Below are 22334 nucleotides of genomic sequence, written 5' to 3'. Positions count from 1 at the left end.
GATCCGTATCATCATTTCATCGTAAGAAAAATCTTACCGAGGAATGGTAAAAGTAAATTCAACTATAGGTTTAGTTGGAGATGGTTTAATGCAAAAAATGGTTCAGAAATTCTGAAATCCGGCAAACAAATGGAAAAAGATCATCTTCTGTATTCTCGAATAAGAAGTCTGAGAAGCAGAAAAAGAATTATAAGAAAAGATGTAGAAAAACAAATACTTAAAAAATATAAACGTCATAAAGAAGTCTGGAAATTAAGAAGGAATACTCCGCTCATTCCGCTGGAAAAACCTTATCAGAAAGGATTTGTAAGATTCTTTGTTGTAAGAGATGATGTAAAACGTTCTAAAGACGGCGATTTTTTCGAAAATCTTTTAAAGAAAATCAATACGGAAATGTACTCCGACACCCGAAAATTTCTAAAAAAGAAAAGAAAATTCGGACGAAGAATTTACGTGGAAAAAGAACAGAAAACCGCAAACGTTCTTCCCTGGGAATGGAACAATCCGAAATTTGGTTTAACGGAACGCGAAAGGCAGTATTTTGTAAAAAGAGAATATTACGCTCATAATAATAGACTGATTAAAGAATATTATGAATTCATTGAGCCGTGGAGATTTGTATTGAGAGTAAAACCGAATATCATTACCCACTATAAACCTTTAGATGAGGATTTAGAAAGAGAATATAATGCATTAGACTCCTATTTAAATCAGCACAAAGTAATAGGAATTATTCAAAAAACCATTTATGGGAAACCCAATAAATGGAGGGATAAATACAAAAGGAAAACTAACGTGAGAAAATATTTTAATTATAGGATCTCCGCAGAAGAGCTTGCAGAAATATTTACAGACGGAGAATTTTAATTTTTCAGATCAATCATTAAACAACAAAAAGTAAGCATGACCTGGAAAGTTGCAGAAAGAAAAATAGGAAAAGCAGGAAATATAAAACAGCAGCAGAAAAGACAGCAGGATTGGAACCATAAATATGGCGAAAACTGGCAGATCGGATATTTTATAAACAATGAATTTGTAGCACAGGAAGATGCTTTGGAAACCATCTATTACAAAAGTTATGAAGAACATTTTGAAAATCATCCGAATGATTTACAGGAGCTTATTCATACAGCCAAAGCTTTACGGAATCCACATGCAGAAATGACGGGAGGAACAGATTTACAGCTTCCTGCAATTTATAAATATTTAAAAAACAAAAATCTTACGCTTTTGGGCAACGAGATGGTAGACATAGGAACCTATGGAAGCAGATCACACAAACTCAGTGTAAGACTTAGTCCTCTTACCATTAAAGTAACAGGAAATCCCAATATGACCTTAGAAAAATTCTGGCAGGATAAGAAATGCCTTGTCATTTGGGAAGACAATTAAAACAAAAACAATGGGAAATTTAAAACTTAAAGGAAAAGATATATTAAAATTAGGCTATCCAAACAACCAGAGTGTGAACATCGCTTTGGAAGTGATGAAAAGGAACTTTGCCACAAAAAACATCCATCACGTAAAATCTATTCTAAAAGATATTCTGGTGAATCCCGAAAACTTTGAAAAAGATTTAACCTTCGGACAGATTGCGGAAGCTTTGCTTTCATCCAAGAAAACCGAGAAAAGAATGCTCAATACACATCGGGCGACATTCAATATTTTCGGAAACAATATTTCAGATGAAGCAAAAAATCAGCTGTACACAGCATTGAAACTGCCTATTTCAACACAGGGAGCTTTAATGCCCGATGCGCACAGCGGGTACGGACTTCCGATCGGAGGCGTTCTCGCGGTAGAAAATGCCGTAATTCCTTACGGAGTCGGGATGGATATTGGCTGCAGAATGAGCCTCAGCATTTTGGATACGCCCATTTCATATCTTGAAGGAGCAAGAGATAAATACGAAAAAGCGCTTGCTGAACATACCAAATTCGGAATGTACGAAACCCACAAATCTCACGTCGACCACGAGATTTTCGACAGAGATACCTTCGATATGATTCCGGTTTTGAGAAGATTAAAAGGAAAAGCCATCAAACAGATGGGAACTTCCGGCGGCGGAAACCACTTTGTGGAATTCGGAGAAGTGGAAATTACGGAAGAAGATGAACAGATCGGACTTCCAAAAGGAAAATACCTCGGAATCCTTTCACACAGCGGTTCGCGTGGATTGGGAGCAGAAATCGCCCAGTATTATTCCAGAGTTGCAGCAGAACAGTGTCCTTTGCCGAAAGAAGCTCAACAATTTGCATGGCTGGATCTGAATACGCATCTAGGATTAGAATATTGGACCGCAATGAATCTGGCGGGAGATTACGCTTCAGCCTGTCACGATGATATTCACAGAAGACTTGTAAAAGCGGTAGGAGGAAGAGTAAAAGCAAAGATCGAAAACCATCACAATTTTGCATGGAAAGAAATCCATAACGGAAAAGAAGTAATCGTTCACCGAAAAGGAGCAACTCCGGCAAATGAAAACGAATTGGGAATGATCCCCGGTTCCATGACGGCAAAAGGATTCATCGTTCGAGGAAAAGGAAATCCGGATTCTCTGAATTCTGCTTCTCACGGAGCCGGAAGAGCGCATTCAAGAGGCGAATGCAGAAGCCTTTTTACTCAAAATGACATTAAAAAAGAATTAAAATTGAAGAATGTCATCTTAATGGGCGGAAATGCAGAAGAAGCACCAATGGCTTACAAAGACATCAACGAAGTGATGAACGCGCAAAGCGAACTGGTGGATATTCTGGGAACATTCCAACCGAGAATTGTTAGAATGGATAAGTAAAATGGTTGTTAGTTTTTGGTTGATGGTTCTTAGAATTTTTAACGCCATCAACTGACAACCATCAACCGCCAACAAAAAACAAAAAAAATGGGAGCACCACATAATATAAAAAGATACGGTGAAGTCTGGCCGGAATTTAGGATTCAAAGCGGACTCGAAATTTTAGAAAAATTAAAAGATAAAATTATTATTTCAGGAGGTTGGGCGTGGCATTTTATGTCTGAAATCGGGCATACGGAATACAAACACGCGCACGACCATAAGGATATTGATGTCTTTGTGAAAAAAGAAAACGTAGCAGAAGTTGCCATCATCCTACAGCAAGAAGGTTTCCAAAAGGTATGGACAAGGTACGATCATCTTCAGAGCGAAGAGAATTTCCGAAGATATGAGAAAACGGTTGAGCTGGAAAACGGAAAATTCCACAGGATCACAATCGATTTCTTTGAAAGAAATGATCTTGAAACTGTTGAAGCTAACGGATTTACCGTTGTAAAGCCTGAAGTTTTGCTCACGTTCTACAGAAACATTCATTCCAGCGATAAATGTTGGGCAGTTATGGCTGCAAAAGATTTACTGGAGAAAAGGATTGATCCTGTTGGTCATCCGAAATTAAGTGAAATGCCGAAATAGATTGAAATGAAAAAAATATACAAACAGAAACATTTCAGATATTACGAAAACCTTCTCGTAGTCTGTCCGGATTGCGGTGAAGATGCTGTCGTGGAAAATGAACACAATTATAAACAGGCAACTCTGAAGTGCAGACATTGCGATTTACAGAAGAATGCATTAGATCTTGTGGTGTACAAAGCTTTTGTCAATCTTTATTGCCCGATTTGTGCACATCCCATTCGTTATGAGCAAGGCAACTTAAAAGAAAAGCCTAAAATCAGTAATGTAAAATGTGATGCATGTGATTCTCAATTTCAAATTCAGCCAAAAACTGAAAAGTATTTGAATTCTTTTCCCAAAGAAGAAGGTTTAATTCACGATCCTGTTTTCGGTTGTCCGTATTATTTTCAGGCAGATTTTAAAGGGAAATTATTCTGGGCGAGAAACAGAGAGCATCTGTTGGAAATGGAGAATTATGTTTCATCAGATTTAAGAACAAGATTACCTTACAGAATGCGAATGGTAGAAAGATTACCGACATTTATTAAAGAAGCCAAAAACAGAGAGGCAATTTTAAAAATTTTACAAAAATGGAAAAACTCATACAAATAACCTCAGGAAGAGGGCCTTTAGAATGCCAATGGGTAGTTGCAAAAGTTCTGAAGGTCTTTCTCGAAGAGGCAAAAAATAACAATATAGATTATGAAATCATTCACCGTGAAAATGGCGATGAAAACCTCACGTTAAAATCGGTGACTTTGCTTTTACAGTCAAAAAATCTTAATGAATTTTTAAGTACATGGTTAGGAAGCATTTGCTGGATTGGCAAAAGTAGATTCCGGAAATTGCATAAAAGAAGCAATTGGTTTATTGGCGTTTTTGAACTGGAAGGATTGGAGAAAATCAATTTTAATGAAAAAGATATTCAGTTTCAGACAACCAGAAGTCAGGGAAGCGGCGGACAAAACGTAAACAAAGTGAATACCGCAGTTCGGGCAACGCACATTCCGACAGGACAAAGTGTTTTCGTTCAGGATTCGCGTTCACAGTTGGAAAATAAAAAACTTTCGATTGAAAGACTTAAAGCAAAAGTGCTGGAACAGAACATCATTCAGCTTCAAAAAAGAATGCAGGAAACATGGAACAATCATCTGAATGTTCAGCGTGGAAATCCGATCCGTACTTTTTCCGGAATCGATTTCAAAAAGAATTATCAGGAGAAATCTTTCAAAAAACAAAGAAATCAACTGAAAAACGAATTAAAAAACTATAACAATGACCTTAACTAAAAATAAATACTATTTTGAGGCTTTAGACAACTATCCGTACAGTTTGCCGGAGTGTCTCGAAGCATTAAACTATGCGTTGTCTTATGATCCTGAAGACGCAGACAGTCTTTGTCTCATGGGAAGAATATACAGCGAAATGTTATCCGATTATGAAAAGGCAAAGCTGTACTTTGAAGAAGCCATGCAGTGTGACGTAACGAATCTTAATACACCGCAATATTATATTAAATGTCTTCTGGATAATGAAGATTATCACGAAGCAGAAAAACTGATTGATTATTCTTTAAAAATCAAGGGAATTGACAAAGCAACCTTATGGTTTTACAGAGCTTTGCTTTCCGAAAAAAGAGGAAGTTTTGCCAATGCATTGAAATTTCTGGATGAATCTGCAAAATACTGTTTTACAGAATACAGCCTGAATGTGGTGAAAGACCGGAAGAAATTCATCAAATCAAAAATGCCGAAGAAAAAGAAGATGAAAAAAGCGAAGGAGACGAAATAAGTCTCCTTTTTAACATAATATATTTTTTTGACAGCCATTCATAAAAAATCTTAGATTTGCTTAAAATCAATCACATGAATAAAAATATATTTTATATACCACTCTCTGTAGCGGTGATGTTCGCTTACAGCACAGTAAATGCGCAAAATTCTAAATCACTGATTCAGGATTACTATAAAAAAAATGCACAGCTTACTCAGAAAAATAGTTTTGATAATAAGCTCGGATTTATTATTCTTAATGAAGATAATTCCAAAAGTCTTGGAGTAAATATTGTAAATGTACAGCAGACTTACAACGGTCTTCGTGTGTACAATGCTTTAGGTAAAGTTCTGATAAAAGATGAAAAAATAATCTCTGAAAAAAATGATTTCAAAAAAGAGATTGTTATCGGAAATCAGGGAAGTTCAAAAGAAAGAATTCCCGAAGAAACACTGAAGCAAAATTTAAACCTGCAGGAAATATTAAGAACAGAATACCTGCCGGACGTTTATTTCGACAAAAATAATGTATTGGTACTGGCAAAAGAGATTTTTGTTTCAGATAAGAAATCTTCAGATGTATGGCACGTAATTGCAGATGCTTCCACAGGAGAAATACTTACTAAAGACAATCTTACGGTAAGCTGTAATTTTGATCATAGCGAAAGCGGTGAAGAGAATTCTTATTCAGAACCTGTAAAATTTACAACGGAAAGTTCAGATTCTCAGAAAACGACTTCATTATTGGTTCCGTCTAATGCCTCTTATAATGTTTTTCCTCTACCGGTAGAAGCACCAAGTTTCGGATCCCGCTCTGTTGTAAACAATCCTTGGGATCTCACGGCGTCACCAGAAGGATGGCATTCTACAGGTACAGCAAGCTATACCAATACAAGAGGAAATAATGTGTACGCTTACTCCGATCAGGCAAATGCAAATACACCGGGATATTCTCCGGACGGCGGAGCTTCAAGAAATTTTGATTTCACATATGCAGAAGGAAGATACATCAATCCTTTTACGCACAAAGATGCAGCCATTACCAATCTTTTTTATTTAAATAATAAGATTCATGATGTATTTTATAAATTTGGATTCACAGAATCGGCAAGAAATTTTCAAACAAATAATTTTGGAAACGGAGGAATTAGCGGAGATGCAGTAAATGCAGAAGCGTTCGACGGAAGCGGACTGAATAACGCCAATTTCAATTCAGGATACGAAACGGTAATCAGCGGAACAACTTACCTTCTTGCGCCAAGAATGCAGATGTATCTTTGGGCAAGAGCACAGACAAGCGCAGATCCTATTTCACGGTATCAGTATAATTCTCCCTCTACCGTTGCAAGTCGTCCAAAAGTTTTAACAGGTACAGCATCTTTTGGAACTTTGTTGTTTGAAGGTCAGTCTGTAACAGGAGATCTCGCAGTTTCTTCGCCGGCGGATGCATGTACACAACCCGCAGCAGGAAGTCTTACAGGAAAAATTGCTGTTGTAACCAGTACTACCTGCGAATACAGCCTTAAAGTTCTAAACGCTCAGAATGCAGGTGCAGTAGGTGTTATTGTTTACAGACCAAGTACAGATACACCCGCAACAATGGGAGCCGGAACCTATGGAGATCAGGTTACTATCCCTTCAATTAATATGGGGAAAACTGAAGGCGAATTTTTAGTAGCACAGGTTTCCGGAGGAAATACCATCAACGCAACTTTGATTAATGATTTTAACGGATTTAAACATTCAAGTTTAGATAATGGCGTTGTTGTTCATGAATATGGTCATGGAATTTCCAACAGACTGACGGGACAGGGCTACAGTTGTCTGTCTTCCACCAACTCTACCGAACAGATGGGAGAAGGATGGTCAGACTACTTTGCATTGATGCTTACGACCAGACCCGGAGATACATCTTCTCTTGCGAGAGGAATGGGAACCTATGTTGCGGAACAGGCAACAACAGGAAACGGAATCAGACCTGCAAAATATTCACCGGACTTTACAGTAAACGGATATACGTATAACAATACTAATTCTATGACTGGAAATCCTCACTCCATAGGATTTGTATGGTCTTCCATGCTTTGGGATCTTACGTGGAAATATGTAGAGAAATATGGGTATAACAGTGATGTTTTAGCCAATCCGAATTCGGGAAATGCCAGAATTTTACAATTGGTAATGGACGGGCTGAAACTTCAGGCCTGCAGTCCTACATTTATTGACGGAAGAGATGCCATTCTTCAGGCAGATCAGGTTAAAACAGGAGGAGTAGACAAATGTATGATCTGGAAAGCCTTTGCTAAAAGAGGCTTGGGAACAGCAGCTTCTGCCGGAAGCAAAACCGTAGGAACAGATCAGGTAGAAAGTTTTACCTATCCTGCAGAATGTGATATTGTATTGGCAACTCAGGAAGCCGGAAATGCAGAAACTAAATATGTCGTTTTTCCAAATCCTACCTATGATGAATTCTTTGTCGGAAATATTGATAAATCCAAGGAAGATGTTAAGGTAAAACTTTTCGATATGTCAGGAAAATTAGTATTCTCCGATACGCGTGAAAACACTTCCAAAAAGGCATTTTCAACCAGAGGATTACAAAAAGGAGTGTATATGGTAAACATCAGACAGGGTGAAAAAACTCAGTCAGAAAAACTGATTGTTAGATAAATTATTCAATCAAATAATTTTAAGAAGGAAGTCATTTAGGCTTCCTTTTTTCGTACATTTAATAATGGAATTAAAATTCGAACGCAGACCATTATATTTAAGAAACATTTTCAATTGCTTATGGAAACTATGATAAGAGGGAAGCCTTGCTCATAGAATTATCTCATCAGAATTGCAAAGGTTACGGAGAATGTGTGGCGATCGATTATTATAAGATTCATCTTCAAAGCTTTGTGTTAAAATTAAAAGAAATTCAGTCTCAGATTCAAAACTGTAAAATTATTCATCCGGAAGAATTTTTTAAATATTTGTTGAATTTAAATCTGCATCCTTTTTTACTTTCCGCATTAGATTGCGCGTATTGGGATCTTTTCGGTAAACTTGAAAACAAAAGTTTTATTGAATTAAATCATCTTCCGTCAGACAAATTAGTTGAAAGTTCCATTACCATTTCTGTCGGTGAAATCAATCATCAGATTGAAAAAATCGAAAAAAGTTCATGGAATAAATTCAAAGTAAAATGCAAAGGCTTAAATAAAAACAATGTTGAAAAATTATTAAAACTTAACAGATATATAGCTCTTGATTCCAATGCAAGTTTTACGGATGAAGATTGTATCTGGCTTTAGGAAAATGATGAGGTTCAGAAGTTTTCTTATCTGGAACAGCCAAGACCAATTGACAATTATGGAATTTTAGAAAAACAATCTTTTGCAAACTGGATGGCAGATGAAGATTGTCAGAATTTAGAATCATTAGACAAATTAACTCCCTATTATAAAAGCATCAACATCAAATTAATGAAATGTGGCGGATTAACCCCTGCTTTGGAAATGATCAGAAAAGCAAGAGCATTGAATTACAAAATCATGATCGGCTGTATGACGGAATCTACCGTGGGAATTTCCGCAGCCTGTAATTTAACAGGAATGGTAGATTATGCCGATTTGGACGGCGCTAATTTAATTTCAAATGACTATGCGACAGGAAGTTTTGTTAAAAACGGAAAAATTAGTTTATCTTCAAAACCAGGTTTAGGAATTATGATTAAATAAGAGAACGATAAATCGTCAATCCGCTTTGCTTATCAGTTTTTTCTCTCAGTGCTTTCATTTGCTGAGTGAAATGCCATTGCGAACGAAAAATAAACAGATTAGAAATCAAAAAAACTTCACCCTTTTTGTGTTAAAAATATAAAGAAGAACCAAAAACAAAAATAGACTTCAAAAGAAGCCTATTTTTTGTTTGCTGAAATCAGATAATCATAAACCATTTGATGCTGATCTTCCGATAATTTCGCTTTCGGAGCCATTCTGCTTAATGTTTTTATCCAGCCCTGATCGTCGTGTTTTGCAGGATCCGGCAATTTGTGGCACCTGTTGCAGGAATTTTCAAAGATGGTTTTTCCCTGAGCCAATTGTTCGGATGAGGTATATTTTGGTCCGGTTACCGCTACACTTTTTGGTCCGCACGATACAACGACTGCTGCAGAAGCTAACGTCATACCCAAAATTAATTTTTTCATATTACTATTTTTGTTGTGATTTATTTTTTTACAGACACGATATAATCGTACACCCACTGATGCTGCTCATCGGTAAGTTTTGCTTTCGGAGCCATAGAATTCATAATTCCAACCCACTGAACAGAAGTGTGGGAAGCCGGATCCGGTAATTTGTGACATCTTCCGCAAGAGTTTTCGAAAATTGTTTTTCCTTGTGCAATTTGTTCTGCTGTAGAAGTGGAAGCTACAGGAGCAGTTGCTGTTGAAGCTTTTGGAGTGCAGGATGCCAGTAAAACGGCAGCAAATGATGCTACAGCGATAAGTTTTTTCATGTTTTTTAACTGTTTATTCAAACAAATGTAGGAAATTACCGTTTCCATTGATAAAATTGTACATAATTTAGAAGAAATAAAAATTACAACACCAGTCAGAAAGTTTGTTTTCAATGTCTAATTATTAATGAAATGAATAAAAAGTATTCGAAGAAATTCCCTTCCTCTGGAGGGGTGTCGAAAATTCGGAAGAATTTTTGACGGGGTGGTTAGAGTAAATTAAATTCTAAATATTTTATCTGGAGCTGTTTCCCGCTTTCCGTACTCGCTATTTTAGGGTTTCGGCGGGGGCGGAGCCGCCGCCGGAACCCTAAAATGAGCTCAGACAAATACTCCAATCGGGGGCAGGGCAGAGGTCAGGTACAAAATTTCTTTTGTATTGTAATGAAGACAAACCTAAAAACTCAACTTAAAAATTCCGTAATCCAATACATTCCCTCTTGACCATTCCCGTTTAATTGTCTATTTTTGAAACAATGAAATTTTCTACAGAAGAGCTAATAGAAGGAATAAGATCGGGAAACAAACGCCTGATCGCAAAAGCCATAACATTAGTTGAAAGTAAAAAAGCCGAACACAGAATACAGGCAGAAGAACTCCTCAAACAAATCATGCCTTTTACCGGAAACTCAACCAGAGTAGGAGTGACGGGCGTTCCGGGAGCCGGAAAATCAACTTTCATTGAAAATTTCGGAAGACTTGCCATTGCCAATGGCAAAAAAGTGGCAGTTTTAGCCATTGATCCAAGTTCAGCCATCAATAAAGGAAGCATTTTGGGCGATAAAACCCGCATGGAAGAACTTGCCAAAGAAGAAAATGCATTTATCCGACCTTCTCCGAGTTCCGGATTTCTGGGCGGAGTGGCAAACACAACTTTCGAAACCATGATGATCTGCGAAGCGGCAGGTTACGATTATATTTTAATAGAAACCGTTGGAGTAGGGCAGTCTGAAGTTTTAGTTGCCGATATTACGGATGTCTTTTTATTCTTAAAAATCATTGGCGGTGGCGACGAACTTCAGGGCATCAAACGCGGAATTATGGAAATGGTGGATGTTATTTTCATCAATAAAGTCGATCAGGACAACCTTCAAAAAGCCAAAAATACAAGACTGGAATTAAAAAGAGCCTTAGATTTTATTCCCCCAAAGGAAAAAGACTGGAAAGTGCCTGTTTTACTGGGATCCGCTTTAAGTAATGAAGGTCTGAATGATGTTTTTGAAAAAATTAATGATTTTATTAATCTTAAAAAGAAAACCAACCGTTTCGAAGAGGTAAGAATCCAACAGGCAGAAAAACGTTTCGAATATTGGGTTCAGGAATATATTCTTTCTGTGATGAAAAAAAATAATTCCGTGGAAGAAGCATATCTTCAACACAAAAAAAATGCTTCAGCCATGATTTCAAATCCAAGTACCGAAGCAAAATTATTTGTGGATAAATTTTTGTCTAAAGAATAATTTTAATTTTTGAATATCCGTTAAACAACCTATTACTTTGCACTGATATGAAAATCAATTATTTATAACAGGCACTTCGACAAGCTCAGTGTGATACCTCTAATAATAAACGCTTGATTTCTAGCGATGTCAAGCTGAGCCTGTCGAAGCTTTAGGTTAATAAACGGACAATTAAATTTCAATTAAAGCTTTTCTTTCTCCTCTTCATTTTTCGTAATATATCCGTCATAAGAAATCGGCTGTCTGTCGTTGCTTCTGATGGAAGTAAAAGCCTTTCCGTTTTTGAAAATCTCCATATTGATTTCATCAACAGAACTTTGGTCATTCACTTTAATTTTTACGATCCATTTTCCCTTTTTTCCCTGAGACTTTGTCACCGTAAAATCTTTTGAAGTAAATCTGTAACTGTTTTGGGTCGTATTTCCGTAAGTAGGATTAAAAACTCTTCCGAAATAAGGCAGTACAACCTCAAGTTTATCTTTTCTCAGATCAATAGAATAATTGCTTCCCGAAAGATCAAGAATTCTCGACGCTGTAGCATTGGGAAGAGAACCCATCACATTAATAACGTCATAATTCGTGGGTGTAGCTCTTTCTGCATGAAACGAGAAGTCTTCGGAATTCACAAGTGCTGTTACAGCGGAAGGATCCGTAGCGGTTTGAGAAGAGCAGTTTTGGAAGATCATCAGAAATCCAAAAATAAATATAATCGAAATATACTTTTTCATAATACTAAAATAATTGTTAAATTTAAATAGCAAATTATATGCAAATATATTGTTTAAAATTATTTTGGAACAAAAATTGTAAAGGTTGAACGTATACACTCGCACTATGAAAATAAAACACATTTTTGGAATGGGAGCCTTAGCTCTGTCGGTTGCTGCCTGTACAACGAACCCGATTACGGGAAGATCTTCGTTGCAGCTTGCAAATAACTCGGAAATTATGACCATGTCTGCTCAGGAATACAAAACAACATTAGGAAAATCTAAAGTGATTTCCGGAACTGCAGATGCTAAAAGAGTGGTAAGCGTAGGTTCCAGAATAAAATCTGCTGCCGAGAGATATTATCAGCAAATCGGGCGTTCTGCGGATCTTGCGAACTACAATTGGGAGTTTAATCTTCTTCAGAGCAACGAACTTAATGCATGGTGTATGCCGGGCGGAAAAGTTGCAGTTTATACAGGAATTTTACCGGTTACAAAAAATGAGAACGGTTTGGCTGTGGTAATGGGACACGAAGTTTCTCATGCTTTGGCAGGACACGGAAACGAAAGAATTTCTCAGGCTATGATCGCACAATATGGCGGACAAATTTTGGGAGGATCTATTTCCAATTCTCAGTGGGCAAGCGTTTTCCAGCAGGTTTATCCAATTGGATCTCAGGTTGCTTTATTGAAATACGGAAGAAATCAGGAGTCTGAGGCAGATCAGATGGGATTATATTTAATGGCAATGGCAGGTTACGATCCAAGAGAAGCAATTCCTTTCTGGAACAGAATGGAAGCTGCATCTACAGGAGCAAGACAGCCGGAATTCCTTTCCACTCACCCTAATCCTGAAACAAGAATCTCGGATATTAATAAAAATTTGCCTAAAGCTTTAGAATATTACAAGGCTGCAGGTGGAAGAATGTAATCATAAAGAATTTTAATCTTGAGTAAAAGCCTTGTTGAATTTTAATTGATTTGATGGGGCTTTTTAATTAACCACTTAAACACAGCACTATGAAAAATTTAACCATTATCGGGCTTGTTCTTTTAGCCTTATCTATTCTGCTGTTTTATCTAACGTCTAATAATTTTACCATTAATGATCTTCAGATGTCTCATATTATGGGAATCTTAGGAGGAATTGGAATTGGTCTGATTATCGGCGGAATGGTAGGATATGTAAGTAAAGGAAGTGCCATAAAAGCCGAACAGAAAAGAAAAGAATTTAAGCAGTTGCAGAAAGATAAGGAAGATCTTGAACAGCAGGCTGCAGAAATTGCAAGACGTGAAGCAGAACTTCGCAGTCGTGAAAATCAAAATCCTCAAATCTAATGATCTGAGGATTTTTTATCAGTTGTTATTTTCGTCCGTTAAAATTTATATCCCACACCTACCATAAATAAGTTAGGTCTGTTATCGTATCTGATTTCCTGACCGGAAACCTTATTGATAAAGTTTCTGGAATCTTTACTGAAAGCACCTTCATATTTGGCATTCACAAGAAACTTCTTAATTTCAAGCTGTGCCCCGAATTGATAGCCTACTGTAAAATTGTCTTTTGCATTTTCCTGAAAATCGTTAAAAGTATCTTCTTTACTTAAATTATAACTTGCAACAGGACCTACATACACTCCTAAAAAATCACCTAAAACTTTATGTCCGATTAATACAGGTAAGTCCAGACGGTTATTTTTAATATCGAAAGTGGTATTGGATGCAGGATCTGTAAAATCACTTTTAAAAGTCGTATAATACAATTCCGGCATTAGAAAGAACGATGCAGGAAGATTCGCTTTTAAAGAAAGACCAATATTGAAGCCTACATTATTTTTACCTTCTCCTTCAATTGCCTGGTTTACGGTTCCTTTAATGTTTTTCCATGAAGGAGATCCCGTAGGAAAAATTAAATTTGCTTTTCCTGCAAGAGAAATTTGTGCAGAAGCAAACATAGAAAAACCTATTAATGCGATACTAAATGCCTTTTTCATTATCTTCTATTTTTGTAATGGTATTATCAATAGTTTTATTATTCTCAAGCAGATATTCTCTCAATTCTTTAAATAATTCTGATGAATAAACGAAATCAATAAGGTTTTTATTGCTCGCCGTAATCAGGACGTCTTTATTTCCTTCCCATTCTTTAATTCCCAGTCTCAGATAGACAATTTTTTCCCCAATCGTCATTACCGAATTCATATCGTGGGTATTGATAATTGTTGTTGTGTTATATTCCTTGGTAATTTCAAGCAAAAGATCATCGATGACGTTCGATGTATAAGGATCCAGTCCGGAATTTGGCTCATCACAGAAAAGATATTTCGGATTGTTGACAATAGCTCTTGCAATTGCCACACGTTTCTGCATCCCTCCGGAAATTTCAGATGGAAATTTTCGGTTGGCTTTATCCAGATGCACTCTTCCGATAACATCAAAAACCCTTTTTTTCTTTTCTCTGAATGTTAAATTCGTGAACATATCCAGCGGAAACATAATATTTTCTTCCACCGTTAATGAGTCGAATAAAGCACTTCCCTGAAATACAGTTCCGATTTCTGAACGAAGATGCTGCTTTTCTTCTCTGGTCATCGTATTAATATCTCTTCCGTCGAATAAGATTTCTCCCGATGTCGGCTGATACACATTCAGTAAACTTTTCAGGAATACCGTTTTTCCGGAACCACTCTGTCCGATAATTAAATTTACTTTTCCTTTATCAAACGTAGTTGAAATCCCTTTCAGTACTTCTACCTGATCAAAACTCTTTTTAAGATCTTTTACCTCAATCATCAGCTTAAAATTAATTGGGTTAATAATAATTCCGAAAGGATAATAAACACCATCGTCCAGACTACCGCCTGTGTACTTGCTCTACCTACTTCCAATGATCCTCCTTTTACATTATATCCGAAATAAGACGGAACCGTTGCAATGATGAAGGCGAAAACAATGGTTTTGGTAAATGCATAATAAATGAAAAGATTAGGCATATACATTTGGATACCCACCACATAATCATTGGTTGTCCAGTTTCCTGTTAAAATCCCGGCAACATATCCACCTCCGATACCAAAAACAATACTGATGGCAATAAGCAAAGGATTGAATATAACACAGGCAATAATTTTAGGAAAAATCAGGAAGTTGGGAGAGTTTACCCCCATAATATCCAAAGCGTCGATCTGCTCGGAAACCCTCATTGTTCCAATACTTGATGCAATATAAGAACCCACTTTTCCTGCAAGGATAAGACTGATAATTGTTGGGGAAAATTCCAGTACCAAAACTGCTTTCGTAGCATATCCTACGAAAGAAGGAGGAATCGGAAACGAAGAAGCATCGAAATTGTTGAACATCTGTATTGCAACAACAGCTCCCACGAATATTGAAGTAAAGATCACCAACCCAAAAGAGTTGACTCCCAAATCGTTGATTTCTCTCATGAACAGCTTCCAGAAAACCCTCATTTTCTGAGGCTTCTGAATAGATTTACCAAGAAGAAGAATGTATTCTCCGACTGCTGTAAAAAACTTTTTTAACATTCTGCTAAATTAGACTTTTTTTATTGAATTAATTGAAACTTAAGACCAAGACTGAAGCTCCGTTTTAATATTAAATTTAGTATATCATAATGTAGACCAAAAAATGTTATTTTGCATTTTTATCTCCGCCTAACACCAATAAAATAGTTTTTAAAATAATTACAAGATCCAGAACAAAACTCCAGTTTCTTACATAGAATGCATCTGCCAAAACCCTTTTGTTCATTTCAACTTCCACATCTCCGGCATCGCCGCGAAGTCCATTTACCTGTGCAAGCCCCGTTATTCCGGGACTTACCATGCTTCTTAAACTGTATCTTCCGATTTTAGGCTTATAATAATCGTCTACAGCCAACATATGCGGTCGCGGTCCTACAATAGACATTTCACCTTTCAAAACATTCAGGAACTGAGGCATTTCATCGAGGCTTGTTTTTCTTAAAAACTTCCCGATTTTGGTAATTCTGGAATCATTTTCCGAAGTAGTTTTAGTAGAAGATTCTTCATTTACAATCATCGTTCTGAATTTAATGCATCTGAAAACTTCTTCGTGGAAACCATATCTTTCCTGAATGAAAAAAACCGGACCTTTGGAAGATGAACGGATTAATATGGCAATGATCGGAAAAAGCCAGGAGCAGATTGCCACCAAAACAATTACTGAAAAAATAACATCGAAAGTTCTTTTCAGTAAAAAATTAGAATAATAATCCAAAGGATATTTTGCCTGATTGAGAATCGGCTGTGTCTGAATATACCCAATATCATACAGGAAAAAATTATTCTGAACAATACTCGGAATCAGGGAAATATGCACTTTGTTGGCTTCTGCTAATCTGAAAATCTCTCTTTCCTGTTTTTCGTTGTATATATTTTCAGTGGGAATAAATAAAGTATGAATTCCGTTTGTCTTCCAGAAATCAATCAGTTCCTCAGCATTGATTTCTGCATTTTGATACTCGAAAATTTTATACCCATAATCTCGTCTATCCTTTAAAATATTCTTTAAAACTTCTGTAGAGCTGTTTTCGCTCAGGAACATGACATTCCTGTGGTTGATTCCGAGACTTCTGAAGTATTTAATTCCAAAATAAATTAAAGATTTCGCAAGGAAAATAAAGAAGAACAGGTAAAACGAAAGCCAGTAAATATCCGAATTGAAAAATACATTATAACTGACTTTTCCGATGAGTAAAACTCCGATAATAAAAAGCAAAAAATGAATTAAAAGCCTTTCTAAAAATAAAGTATAAGTAAGGTTTCTCGGAATATTATAAATTTTTGTCCTGCCGCTGAGAAGCATCCAGAACAGAAATAACAATGCCAGAGAAAATAAATTCTGGTACCATGTTTCCTGATTGTATTTTAAACTTTCATTTCTGCTCAGAAAAAAGAATATAAAAATAGATGCAATAACCATTAGGTCAAGCAAAACGATGATCGATTTCAGGTATCTGGAGTATCGAATTCTCTGCATCTATAGGCAATTACGGATACGAAAGGCTAAGTTACATATTTTTTATGGGATATTCAGGTACTTATGGGTCTGAACTGATGCTCTCCATTCCGGATTTTCTAAAATAAAGTCAGTAATCTTAGGATACATATCATCTCTTTTGCTCCATTCGCTCTGAAGATACAAAGTACAGTTTTTCGATACTTTTGAAGCCTGTTCCTCTGCAAATTTAAAATCATTGTTATTGAAAACGATCACTTTAAGCTCATGCGCTTTGGTATAAATTTCTTCTTTCGGAAGGCCTGTTTTCTTTGGCGAAAGCGTAATCCAGTCGATTTGTCCGCTCATCGGATAAGCTCCCGAAGTTTCGATATGAATAGAACAGCCTAATTCTTTTAACTTTCCGGTTAAAATATCAAGATTCCACATCAAAGGTTCACCTCCTGTTAAAACGATTGTTTTACAATGTTTAGCTGCGGTTTCGGCAATGTCTGCCGCATTCATTAAAGGATGCAGATTCGGATCCCAGCTTTCTTTTACATCACACCAATGGCAACCGACATCGCAACCGCCTAATCTGATGAAATAGGCTGCTTTTCCGGTATGCGCTCCTTCTCCCTGAAGAGTGTAAAAATGCTCCATTACAGGGAGCATTTTACCTTCTTTTAATAATATTTCTTCTGTTAAATTCATTTTAAAATTAGTCGTTATAGACCGAAGTTTTATAAGCAATGATGGTGTTTTTCATCAGCATCGCTCTCGTCATAGGTCCTACTCCTCCCGGAACCGGCGTGATCCAGCTTGCTTTTGCTGCACAGCTGTCGAAATCTACGTCACCTGCCAAATAATATCCTTTCGGAGAATCGTCGTCTACTCTTGTAATACCAACGTCCACAATTACAGCTCCTTCTTTTATCATTTCACCTTTTAAGAAATGAGGATCGCCTAAAGCGGTAATTACTATGTCTGCTTTTTTTGTATATTCTTCAATGTCTTTTGTATAAGAGTGCGTCAAAGTTACCGTAGAATTTCCCGGGAAATCTTTTCTTCCCATTAAAATACTCATAGGTCTTCCTACAATTTTACTTCTTCCGATGATGACACAGTCTTTACCTTTTGTTTCAATATTGTATCTTTCCAGTAAGGTTAAAATTCCAAACGGTGTTGCTGGTAAAAACGTATCCATTTCCAATGCCATTTTCCCGAAATTTTCAGGGTGGAAACCGTCAACATCTTTTCTCGGGTCGATTGCGTTGATGATTTTTTCCTGATCAATCTGTTTTGGTAAAGGCAACTGAACAATAAATCCGTCCACTGCTTTAGATTTGTTTAATTCGTCGATTTTTTCCAATAATTCAGATTCTGAAACGGTGCTTGGAAATTTAATTAAGCTTGATTGAAATCCGACCTCTTCACAATCTTTCACCTTTGCATTTACATAAGCCTTACTTGCTCCGTTGTTCCCCACAAGAATGGCTACCAAATGCGGCGCTCTTCTCTTGTTGGCAAGAATTTTTTCTACTTCAGCCTTAATTTCCTGTTTTATTTCTTTGGATACTTTTAATCCGTCAAGAATTTGTGCCATTTTTACTTTATTACTTTTTATTAGATTTTTTTATGGATATTTTTCCGGATTTTGGTGGGTGCAGAAAACGGAGAGAATATTTACGATTTTTTCTTTTTCATCTACATCAAATAAAACTAAATAAGGCAGTTTCTTTAAAGGAATTGCTCTTACATCTTTATATTTTACTGCGAAAAAAGGATTTATTTGCAAAGATTTATAAGCGTCCAATAATTTTTTCTTAAAACTCTTAGCTGCAGATTGAGATTGCATTTTATAATATTTAATGGCATCATCAATATTATTGTTTGCAATTGGAGAAACCAAAATTTTAAATGCCATACTTTTCGGAAATTCTCTTTAACGATTCGAATGCATCTACCGATTGTGATCTGTCTTGCTTTAAAGCTTCATCAATTACCCTTTTCATTTCATCCGTCAGCTCAAAATCATCCTCATTTTTTTCAAAGCTGATTTTCATCTTTTTCAAAAGATTTTCCATTAAAGTTTCTTCTTCTTTATTTTTAAGATGGATGGTAATGGTACTCATATCTTTGTATTTTTTATCAAAATTAATGAAAATCAGCTATAATTTATTTGTTTGCTTTATAATAATTAATCAATCCGTTGGTTGAAGAATCGTGAGAACTAACTGTTTCATTGCTTTCAAGTTCTGGTAAAATTTTATTCGCTAAAACTTTTCCTAATTCCACACCGAACTGGTCAAAACTGAAAATATTCCAAATCACACCCTGAACGAAAATTTTATGCTCATACAACGCAATTAACTGTCCTAATGAAAAAGGAGTTAATTCGTTGAATAATATTGAGTTAGTTGGAGTGTTTCCATGGAAGACTTTATAATTTAATAAAAACTCAATTTCTTCATCAGATTTTCCTGAAGCTTTTAATTCTGCTTCTACTTCTTCTTCCGTTTTCCCGAAGGCAAGTGCTTCAGTCTGAGCGAAAAAGTTAGCCAACAATTTATCCTGATGGTCAGAAACTTTATTCGGGCTTTTCGCATATGCAATAAAATCTGCCGGAATCAATTCTGTTCCTTGGTGAATCAACTGATAGAAAGCGTGCTGTCCGTTTGTTCCCGGCTCTCCCCAGATAATCGGTCCTGTCTCATATTCTACAAATTCCCCGTTTCTGTCCACACATTTTCCGTTACTTTCCATATCACCCTGCTGGAAATAAGCAGGAAAACGGTCTAAATACTGAGAATATGGAAGAATAGCATGAGTAGTTGCTGCATAGAAATTTCTGTACCATATTCCGATCAGCCCCATTAAAACAGGAATATTTTCTCCAAAATCTGCCGTCTGAAAATGTTGGTCTGTATCGTAAGCTCCTCTTAATAATTGTTCAAAATTTTCATAACCCACTGCAAGAACTATACTTAAGCCAATCGCACTCCACAATGAGTATCTTCCGCCAACCCAATCCCAGAATTCGAAAATGTTTTCCTCTGCAATTCCGAAGTCTTTAACTGCCTGTACGTTAGTGGATAAAGCGACAAAGTGTTTTGCCACATCTTCCTGTTTTCCCGCTTTTAAGAACCAGTCTTTGGCTGAATTGGCATTCGTCATTGTTTCCTGTGTCGTAAACGTTTTGGAGGCAATGATAAATAAAGTGGTTTCAGGATTTAAAGTTTTCACAGTTTCCGCCAGATGATTTCCGTCTACATTGGAAACAAAATGAACGTTTAACCTTGTTTTGAAATGCTTCAAAGCTGAAACGACCATCACAGGTCCTAAGTCTGAACCTCCGATTCCGATGTTCACCACATCTGTAATTTCTTTTCCTGTAAAACCTTTGTGATCCCCTGAAATAATGCTTTCGGAAAAAGATTTCATATGATCCAGCACTCTTTTGATCTGAGGCTTGATATTTTCTCCGTCAACCAGAATTTCTTTATCTGAAAAATCCCTCAAAGCAGTGTGCAAAACTGCTCTTCCTTCCGTTTCGTTAATTTTATCTCCCGAAAACATTTTGGAAATCGCATCTTTCAATTCGCATTCTTCCGCAAGATTTAAAAGGAGGTTTTTCGTTTTGGAATCGATTAAATTTTTAGAATAATCAAACAAAAAATTAGGTCTTTTGATTGAAAATTCATTGAAACGATTCGGATTATATTGAAAAAGGCTTCTTAAATCAAAATCATTATTCGCGAATTGGTCGTCAAGTGCTTTCCAGCTATTGGTTTGAGTAGGATTTATTTTTGATAGCATATCTTTAGAAATTAAGGTTTTGTGACTTCGGATTCAGGATTGTTGAATTCCAAATCCTCATGTAAAATTATTGATTTGCAAATTTACGGAATTTTAGTTCAATCATATTAATGGATGATTAAAAATCAAATGTATGTTGAGTAACAAATGAATTTTTAAAATTTAAAATGCTTATTTTTAGGCATAATATTTCATGACATCATGCTGAACAGAAGAAATTTTATTAAAAAGTCATCTTTGGGAGTAGGATTTTTTGCTTTGCCTGTTTCTGCAAGGTTTTTATTTGCAAACGATTACGTCTCTAAAAGACCGCCCTTGAGCGAAAGAAAATTCACTTCTGAGGCTGTTGAGAAAACCATCAAGACCATCAAAAAATCAATTGCTGATGAAGAATTGGCGTGGATGTTTGAAAACTGTTTTCCGAATACTTTAGATACCACGGTAAAATTTTACCAGAAAAATAATAAACCTTATACCTATGTTATCACGGGAGATATTGATGCGATGTGGCTTCGGGATTCTTCCGCGCAGGTTTATCCGTATTTAAGTCTCGCTAACGAAGATGAAAAACTGAAAAATCTTCTGAAAGGCGTCATTAATAAGCAGCTTGAATGCGTTCTTCTTGATCCTTATGCCAATGCATTTTTCAATGATGCCAATAAAGTAAGTGAATGGAAAAATGACTCTACCCAAATGAAACCCGGAATTCATGAAAGAAAATGGGAGATCGATTCACTTTGCTATGTTATGAGATTATCTTACAACTATTGGAAAATAACAGGAGATTCTTCCATTTTTGATTCCGACTGGAAAAAAGCGATGCTTTTAATTTTGCAGACTTTTAAAGAACAGCAAAGAAAAGATTCAAAAGGTCCGTACAAATTTCAACGATCCAACGGAAATCCTCTGGACACACAATTTGCCGGAGGTTATGGAAATCCTACAAAGAAAGTGGGGTTGATTCATTCGATGTTCAGACCTTCGGACGATGCGACTTTTTATCCTTTTTTAATTTCTTCCAATATGTTTGCGGTGGTTTCTTTGAGGGAAACTGCGGAAATTTTTTCTGAAATTTTTAAAGATGAAAATTCTTCGGATCAGTTTAAAAATTTAGCTAAAGAAGTAGATGAAGCCATTCAGAAATATGCAGTTTTAAATCATCCGGAAGCTGGGAAAATTTATGCCTTGGAAATCGACGGTTTTGGAAATGCTTTGTTTATGGATGATGCGAATGTTCCGAATTTATTATCCATTCCGTATTTGGGTTACAGATCCAAAGAAGACGAAATCTATAAAAATACCCGAAAATTTTCTTTAAGTAAAGCAAATCCGTGGTTTAGCGAGGGTAAATTTGCCAAAGGAATTGGAGGACCGCACATCGGAGAGCATAAAATCTGGCCTTTAGGTTTAATTATGCAGGCTTTGACAACGGATGATAACGAAGAAATTGTTTCCTGTCTGAAAATGCTGAAATCCACACACGCCGGAACCGGATTTATCCACGAATCTTTTGATGTAGATAATCCGAAAGATTTTACAAGATCGTGGTTTGCGTGGGCAAATACATTATTCGGTGAATTAATTCTTCATCTCTATAAAACAAAACCTGAAATCCTGAAAAGAAAGTTTTCAACATAAAAACCTCCGGATTTACCGAAGGTTTATTGTAAAATTTAAA

26 protein-coding genes are annotated in these 22334 nt (G+C 36.3%); 14 read left to right on the top strand and 12 right to left on the bottom strand.

Translation table 11 applies throughout. From position 1 onward, the window contains the following. Positions 1-129: 129 nt before the first annotated feature. From H6W52_RS04070 to H6W52_RS21160, 10 genes are all read left to right on the top strand, one after another. Positions 130-867 carry a hypothetical protein gene (locus tag H6W52_RS04070; RefSeq protein WP_116096651.1) on the top strand — a complete coding sequence of 246 codons (738 nt, stop codon included), beginning with the start codon at positions 130-132 and terminating at the stop codon, positions 865-867. 36 nt (positions 868-903) lie between these two features. Next, entirely contained in the window at positions 904-1392 is a 489-nt protein-coding gene (locus tag H6W52_RS04065; protein WP_116096653.1) for a hypothetical protein, read from the top strand. A gap of 10 nt (positions 1393-1402) precedes the next feature. Continuing rightward, positions 1403-2794, top strand: coding sequence for an RtcB family protein (locus H6W52_RS04060; RefSeq protein WP_116096655.1), 1392 nt, complete (start codon positions 1403-1405; stop codon positions 2792-2794). A gap of 87 nt (positions 2795-2881) precedes the next feature. Then, positions 2882-3427, top strand: coding sequence for a hypothetical protein (locus H6W52_RS04055; protein WP_116096657.1), 546 nt, complete (start codon positions 2882-2884; stop codon positions 3425-3427). 6 nt (positions 3428-3433) lie between these two features. Next, positions 3434-4021, top strand: a complete 588-nt coding sequence (locus H6W52_RS04050; RefSeq protein ID WP_116096659.1) for a hypothetical protein — start codon at positions 3434-3436, stop codon at positions 4019-4021. Further along, a complete protein-coding gene (gene prfH / locus H6W52_RS04045; protein WP_116096661.1) occupies positions 4000-4698 on the top strand; it encodes a peptide chain release factor H in 699 nt (232 codons plus the stop codon). The genes H6W52_RS04050 and prfH overlap by 22 nt, the downstream gene beginning before the upstream one ends. After that, the gene (locus H6W52_RS04040) at positions 4685-5200 is read left to right on the top strand and encodes a tetratricopeptide repeat protein (protein WP_087708189.1); all 516 of its coding nucleotides are present in this window, start codon (positions 4685-4687) and stop codon (positions 5198-5200) included. The genes prfH and H6W52_RS04040 overlap by 14 nt, the downstream gene beginning before the upstream one ends. Positions 5201-5274: 74 nt before the next feature. Continuing rightward, positions 5275-7851, top strand: coding sequence for a T9SS-dependent M36 family metallopeptidase (locus H6W52_RS04035; RefSeq protein ID WP_116096663.1), 2577 nt, complete (start codon positions 5275-5277; stop codon positions 7849-7851). A gap of 146 nt (positions 7852-7997) precedes the next feature. Continuing rightward, complete coding sequence (locus tag H6W52_RS21165) at positions 7998-8480, top strand: hypothetical protein (RefSeq protein ID WP_228457519.1); 483 nt, start codon at positions 7998-8000, stop codon at positions 8478-8480. A gap of 30 nt (positions 8481-8510) precedes the next feature. Continuing rightward, positions 8511-8906 (top strand): enolase C-terminal domain-like protein, encoded by a 396-nt coding sequence (locus H6W52_RS21160; RefSeq protein WP_228457522.1) that lies wholly within the window; start codon positions 8511-8513, stop codon positions 8904-8906. 179 nt (positions 8907-9085) lie between these two features. On the opposite strand, the gene H6W52_RS04025 is transcribed toward H6W52_RS21160, so the two are convergent. Beyond that, positions 9086-9376: a cytochrome C gene (locus H6W52_RS04025; protein WP_116096665.1), complete on the bottom strand. Its 291-nt coding sequence runs from the start codon at positions 9374-9376 to the stop codon at positions 9086-9088. 20 nt (positions 9377-9396) lie between these two features. After that, positions 9397-9687 carry a c-type cytochrome gene (locus H6W52_RS04020; RefSeq protein ID WP_116096806.1) on the bottom strand — a complete coding sequence of 97 codons (291 nt, stop codon included), beginning with the start codon at positions 9685-9687 and terminating at the stop codon, positions 9397-9399. 476 nt (positions 9688-10163) lie between these two features. Between H6W52_RS04020 and meaB the strand changes: the two genes are divergently transcribed. Continuing rightward, complete coding sequence (meaB, locus tag H6W52_RS04015) at positions 10164-11147, top strand: methylmalonyl Co-A mutase-associated GTPase MeaB (RefSeq protein ID WP_116096667.1); 984 nt, start codon at positions 10164-10166, stop codon at positions 11145-11147. A gap of 182 nt (positions 11148-11329) precedes the next feature. On the opposite strand, the gene H6W52_RS04010 is transcribed toward meaB, so the two are convergent. Then, a complete protein-coding gene (locus tag H6W52_RS04010; protein WP_076393817.1) occupies positions 11330-11875 on the bottom strand; it encodes a DUF4251 domain-containing protein in 546 nt (181 codons plus the stop codon). Positions 11876-11981: 106 nt separating this feature from the next. Between H6W52_RS04010 and H6W52_RS04005 the strand changes: the two genes are divergently transcribed. Further along, complete coding sequence (locus H6W52_RS04005) at positions 11982-12788, top strand: M48 family metallopeptidase (RefSeq protein ID WP_116096669.1); 807 nt, start codon at positions 11982-11984, stop codon at positions 12786-12788. Between the two features lie 89 nt (positions 12789-12877). Beyond that, on the top strand, positions 12878-13195 hold the full coding sequence (locus H6W52_RS04000) for a hypothetical protein (protein WP_076393815.1): 318 nt from the start codon (positions 12878-12880) through the stop codon (positions 13193-13195). Positions 13196-13233: 38 nt separating this feature from the next. Here the strand turns inward: H6W52_RS04000 and H6W52_RS03995 are convergent, their stop codons facing one another. The 9 genes from H6W52_RS03995 to pgi all read right to left on the bottom strand — a co-directional run bounded on the left by H6W52_RS03995 (position 13234) and on the right by pgi (position 20656). Further along, positions 13234-13851, bottom strand: coding sequence for an outer membrane beta-barrel protein (locus tag H6W52_RS03995; protein WP_116096671.1), 618 nt, complete (start codon positions 13849-13851; stop codon positions 13234-13236). Next, entirely contained in the window at positions 13835-14650 is an 816-nt protein-coding gene (locus tag H6W52_RS03990) for an ABC transporter ATP-binding protein (protein ID WP_116096673.1), read from the bottom strand. Before H6W52_RS03990 ends, H6W52_RS03995 begins: the two co-directional genes overlap by 17 nt. Then, positions 14650-15402: an MlaE family ABC transporter permease gene (locus H6W52_RS03985; RefSeq protein WP_087708206.1), complete on the bottom strand. Its 753-nt coding sequence runs from the start codon at positions 15400-15402 to the stop codon at positions 14650-14652. The genes H6W52_RS03990 and H6W52_RS03985 overlap by 1 nt, the downstream gene beginning before the upstream one ends. 106 nt (positions 15403-15508) lie before the next feature. Beyond that, entirely contained in the window at positions 15509-16879 is a 1371-nt protein-coding gene (locus H6W52_RS03980; protein ID WP_116096675.1) for an exopolysaccharide biosynthesis polyprenyl glycosylphosphotransferase, read from the bottom strand. A gap of 42 nt (positions 16880-16921) precedes the next feature. Continuing rightward, positions 16922-17551, bottom strand: a complete 630-nt coding sequence (locus H6W52_RS03975) for a 7-carboxy-7-deazaguanine synthase QueE (RefSeq protein WP_116096677.1) — start codon at positions 17549-17551, stop codon at positions 16922-16924. Between the two features lie 7 nt (positions 17552-17558). Beyond that, the gene (locus tag H6W52_RS03970) at positions 17559-18443 is read right to left on the bottom strand and encodes a bifunctional 5,10-methylenetetrahydrofolate dehydrogenase/5,10-methenyltetrahydrofolate cyclohydrolase (RefSeq protein WP_116096679.1); all 885 of its coding nucleotides are present in this window, start codon (positions 18441-18443) and stop codon (positions 17559-17561) included. Between the two features lie 30 nt (positions 18444-18473). After that, a complete protein-coding gene (locus H6W52_RS03965) occupies positions 18474-18764 on the bottom strand; it encodes a type II toxin-antitoxin system RelE/ParE family toxin (RefSeq protein WP_116096680.1) in 291 nt (96 codons plus the stop codon). Beyond that, complete coding sequence (locus H6W52_RS03960) at positions 18754-18972, bottom strand: hypothetical protein (RefSeq protein WP_087708215.1); 219 nt, start codon at positions 18970-18972, stop codon at positions 18754-18756. Before H6W52_RS03960 ends, H6W52_RS03965 begins: the two co-directional genes overlap by 11 nt. A gap of 43 nt (positions 18973-19015) precedes the next feature. After that, positions 19016-20656 (bottom strand): glucose-6-phosphate isomerase, encoded by a 1641-nt coding sequence (gene pgi / locus H6W52_RS03955; RefSeq protein WP_116096682.1) that lies wholly within the window; start codon positions 20654-20656, stop codon positions 19016-19018. A 204-nt stretch (positions 20657-20860) separates the two neighbouring features. Here pgi and H6W52_RS03950 point away from each other — a divergent pair, with 204 nt between their 5' ends. Continuing rightward, positions 20861-22294, top strand: coding sequence for a glycoside hydrolase family 125 protein (locus H6W52_RS03950; protein ID WP_206608137.1), 1434 nt, complete (start codon positions 20861-20863; stop codon positions 22292-22294). Positions 22295-22334 lie beyond the last annotated feature (40 nt).

Origin of the sequence: Chryseobacterium sp. C2(2020), assembly GCF_014218915.1 — a bacterium.
GTDB classification, from domain to species: Bacteria; Bacteroidota; Bacteroidia; order Flavobacteriales; family Weeksellaceae; genus Chryseobacterium; species Chryseobacterium mucoviscidosis.
The sequence above is the reverse complement of the archived record's forward strand: the minus strand, read 5'-3'. Positions and strand labels throughout refer to the sequence as shown.

Bases quoted from the DNA above. Each gene is read 5' to 3' on its own strand.
- prfH (WP_116096661.1), top strand. From the start codon at position 4,000: ATGGAAAAACTCATACAAATAACCTCAGGAAGAGGGCCTTTAGAATGC.
- H6W52_RS04065 (WP_116096653.1), top strand. From the start codon at position 904: ATGACCTGGAAAGTTGCAGAAAGAAAAATAGGAAAAGCAGGAAATATA.
- H6W52_RS04020 (WP_116096806.1), bottom strand. From the start codon at position 9,687: ATGAAAAAACTTATCGCTGTAGCATCATTTGCTGCCGTTTTACTGGCA.
- H6W52_RS03965 (WP_116096680.1), bottom strand. From the start codon at position 18,764: ATGGCATTTAAAATTTTGGTTTCTCCAATTGCAAACAATAATATTGAT.
- H6W52_RS04025 (WP_116096665.1), bottom strand. From the start codon at position 9,376: ATGAAAAAATTAATTTTGGGTATGACGTTAGCTTCTGCAGCAGTCGTT.
- H6W52_RS04070 (WP_116096651.1), top strand. From the start codon at position 130: ATGGAAAAAGATCATCTTCTGTATTCTCGAATAAGAAGTCTGAGAAGC.
- H6W52_RS04000 (WP_076393815.1), top strand. From the start codon at position 12,878: ATGAAAAATTTAACCATTATCGGGCTTGTTCTTTTAGCCTTATCTATT.
- H6W52_RS03960 (WP_087708215.1), bottom strand. From the start codon at position 18,972: ATGAGTACCATTACCATCCATCTTAAAAATAAAGAAGAAGAAACTTTA.
- H6W52_RS04040 (WP_087708189.1), top strand. From the start codon at position 4,685: ATGACCTTAACTAAAAATAAATACTATTTTGAGGCTTTAGACAACTAT.
- H6W52_RS03990 (WP_116096673.1), bottom strand. From the start codon at position 14,650: ATGATTGAGGTAAAAGATCTTAAAAAGAGTTTTGATCAGGTAGAAGTA.
- H6W52_RS03975 (WP_116096677.1), bottom strand. From the start codon at position 17,551: ATGAATTTAACAGAAGAAATATTATTAAAAGAAGGTAAAATGCTCCCT.
- H6W52_RS04005 (WP_116096669.1), top strand. From the start codon at position 11,982: ATGAAAATAAAACACATTTTTGGAATGGGAGCCTTAGCTCTGTCGGTT.
- H6W52_RS04055 (WP_116096657.1), top strand. From the start codon at position 2,882: ATGGGAGCACCACATAATATAAAAAGATACGGTGAAGTCTGGCCGGAA.
- pgi (WP_116096682.1), bottom strand. From the start codon at position 20,656: ATGCTATCAAAAATAAATCCTACTCAAACCAATAGCTGGAAAGCACTT.
- H6W52_RS03985 (WP_087708206.1), bottom strand. From the start codon at position 15,402: ATGTTAAAAAAGTTTTTTACAGCAGTCGGAGAATACATTCTTCTTCTT.
- H6W52_RS04060 (WP_116096655.1), top strand. From the start codon at position 1,403: ATGGGAAATTTAAAACTTAAAGGAAAAGATATATTAAAATTAGGCTAT.
- H6W52_RS04010 (WP_076393817.1), bottom strand. From the start codon at position 11,875: ATGAAAAAGTATATTTCGATTATATTTATTTTTGGATTTCTGATGATC.
- meaB (WP_116096667.1), top strand. From the start codon at position 10,164: ATGAAATTTTCTACAGAAGAGCTAATAGAAGGAATAAGATCGGGAAAC.
- H6W52_RS04050 (WP_116096659.1), top strand. From the start codon at position 3,434: ATGAAAAAAATATACAAACAGAAACATTTCAGATATTACGAAAACCTT.
- H6W52_RS03970 (WP_116096679.1), bottom strand. From the start codon at position 18,443: ATGGCACAAATTCTTGACGGATTAAAAGTATCCAAAGAAATAAAACAG.
- H6W52_RS04035 (WP_116096663.1), top strand. From the start codon at position 5,275: ATGAATAAAAATATATTTTATATACCACTCTCTGTAGCGGTGATGTTC.
- H6W52_RS03995 (WP_116096671.1), bottom strand. From the start codon at position 13,851: ATGAAAAAGGCATTTAGTATCGCATTAATAGGTTTTTCTATGTTTGCT.
- H6W52_RS03980 (WP_116096675.1), bottom strand. From the start codon at position 16,879: ATGCAGAGAATTCGATACTCCAGATACCTGAAATCGATCATCGTTTTG.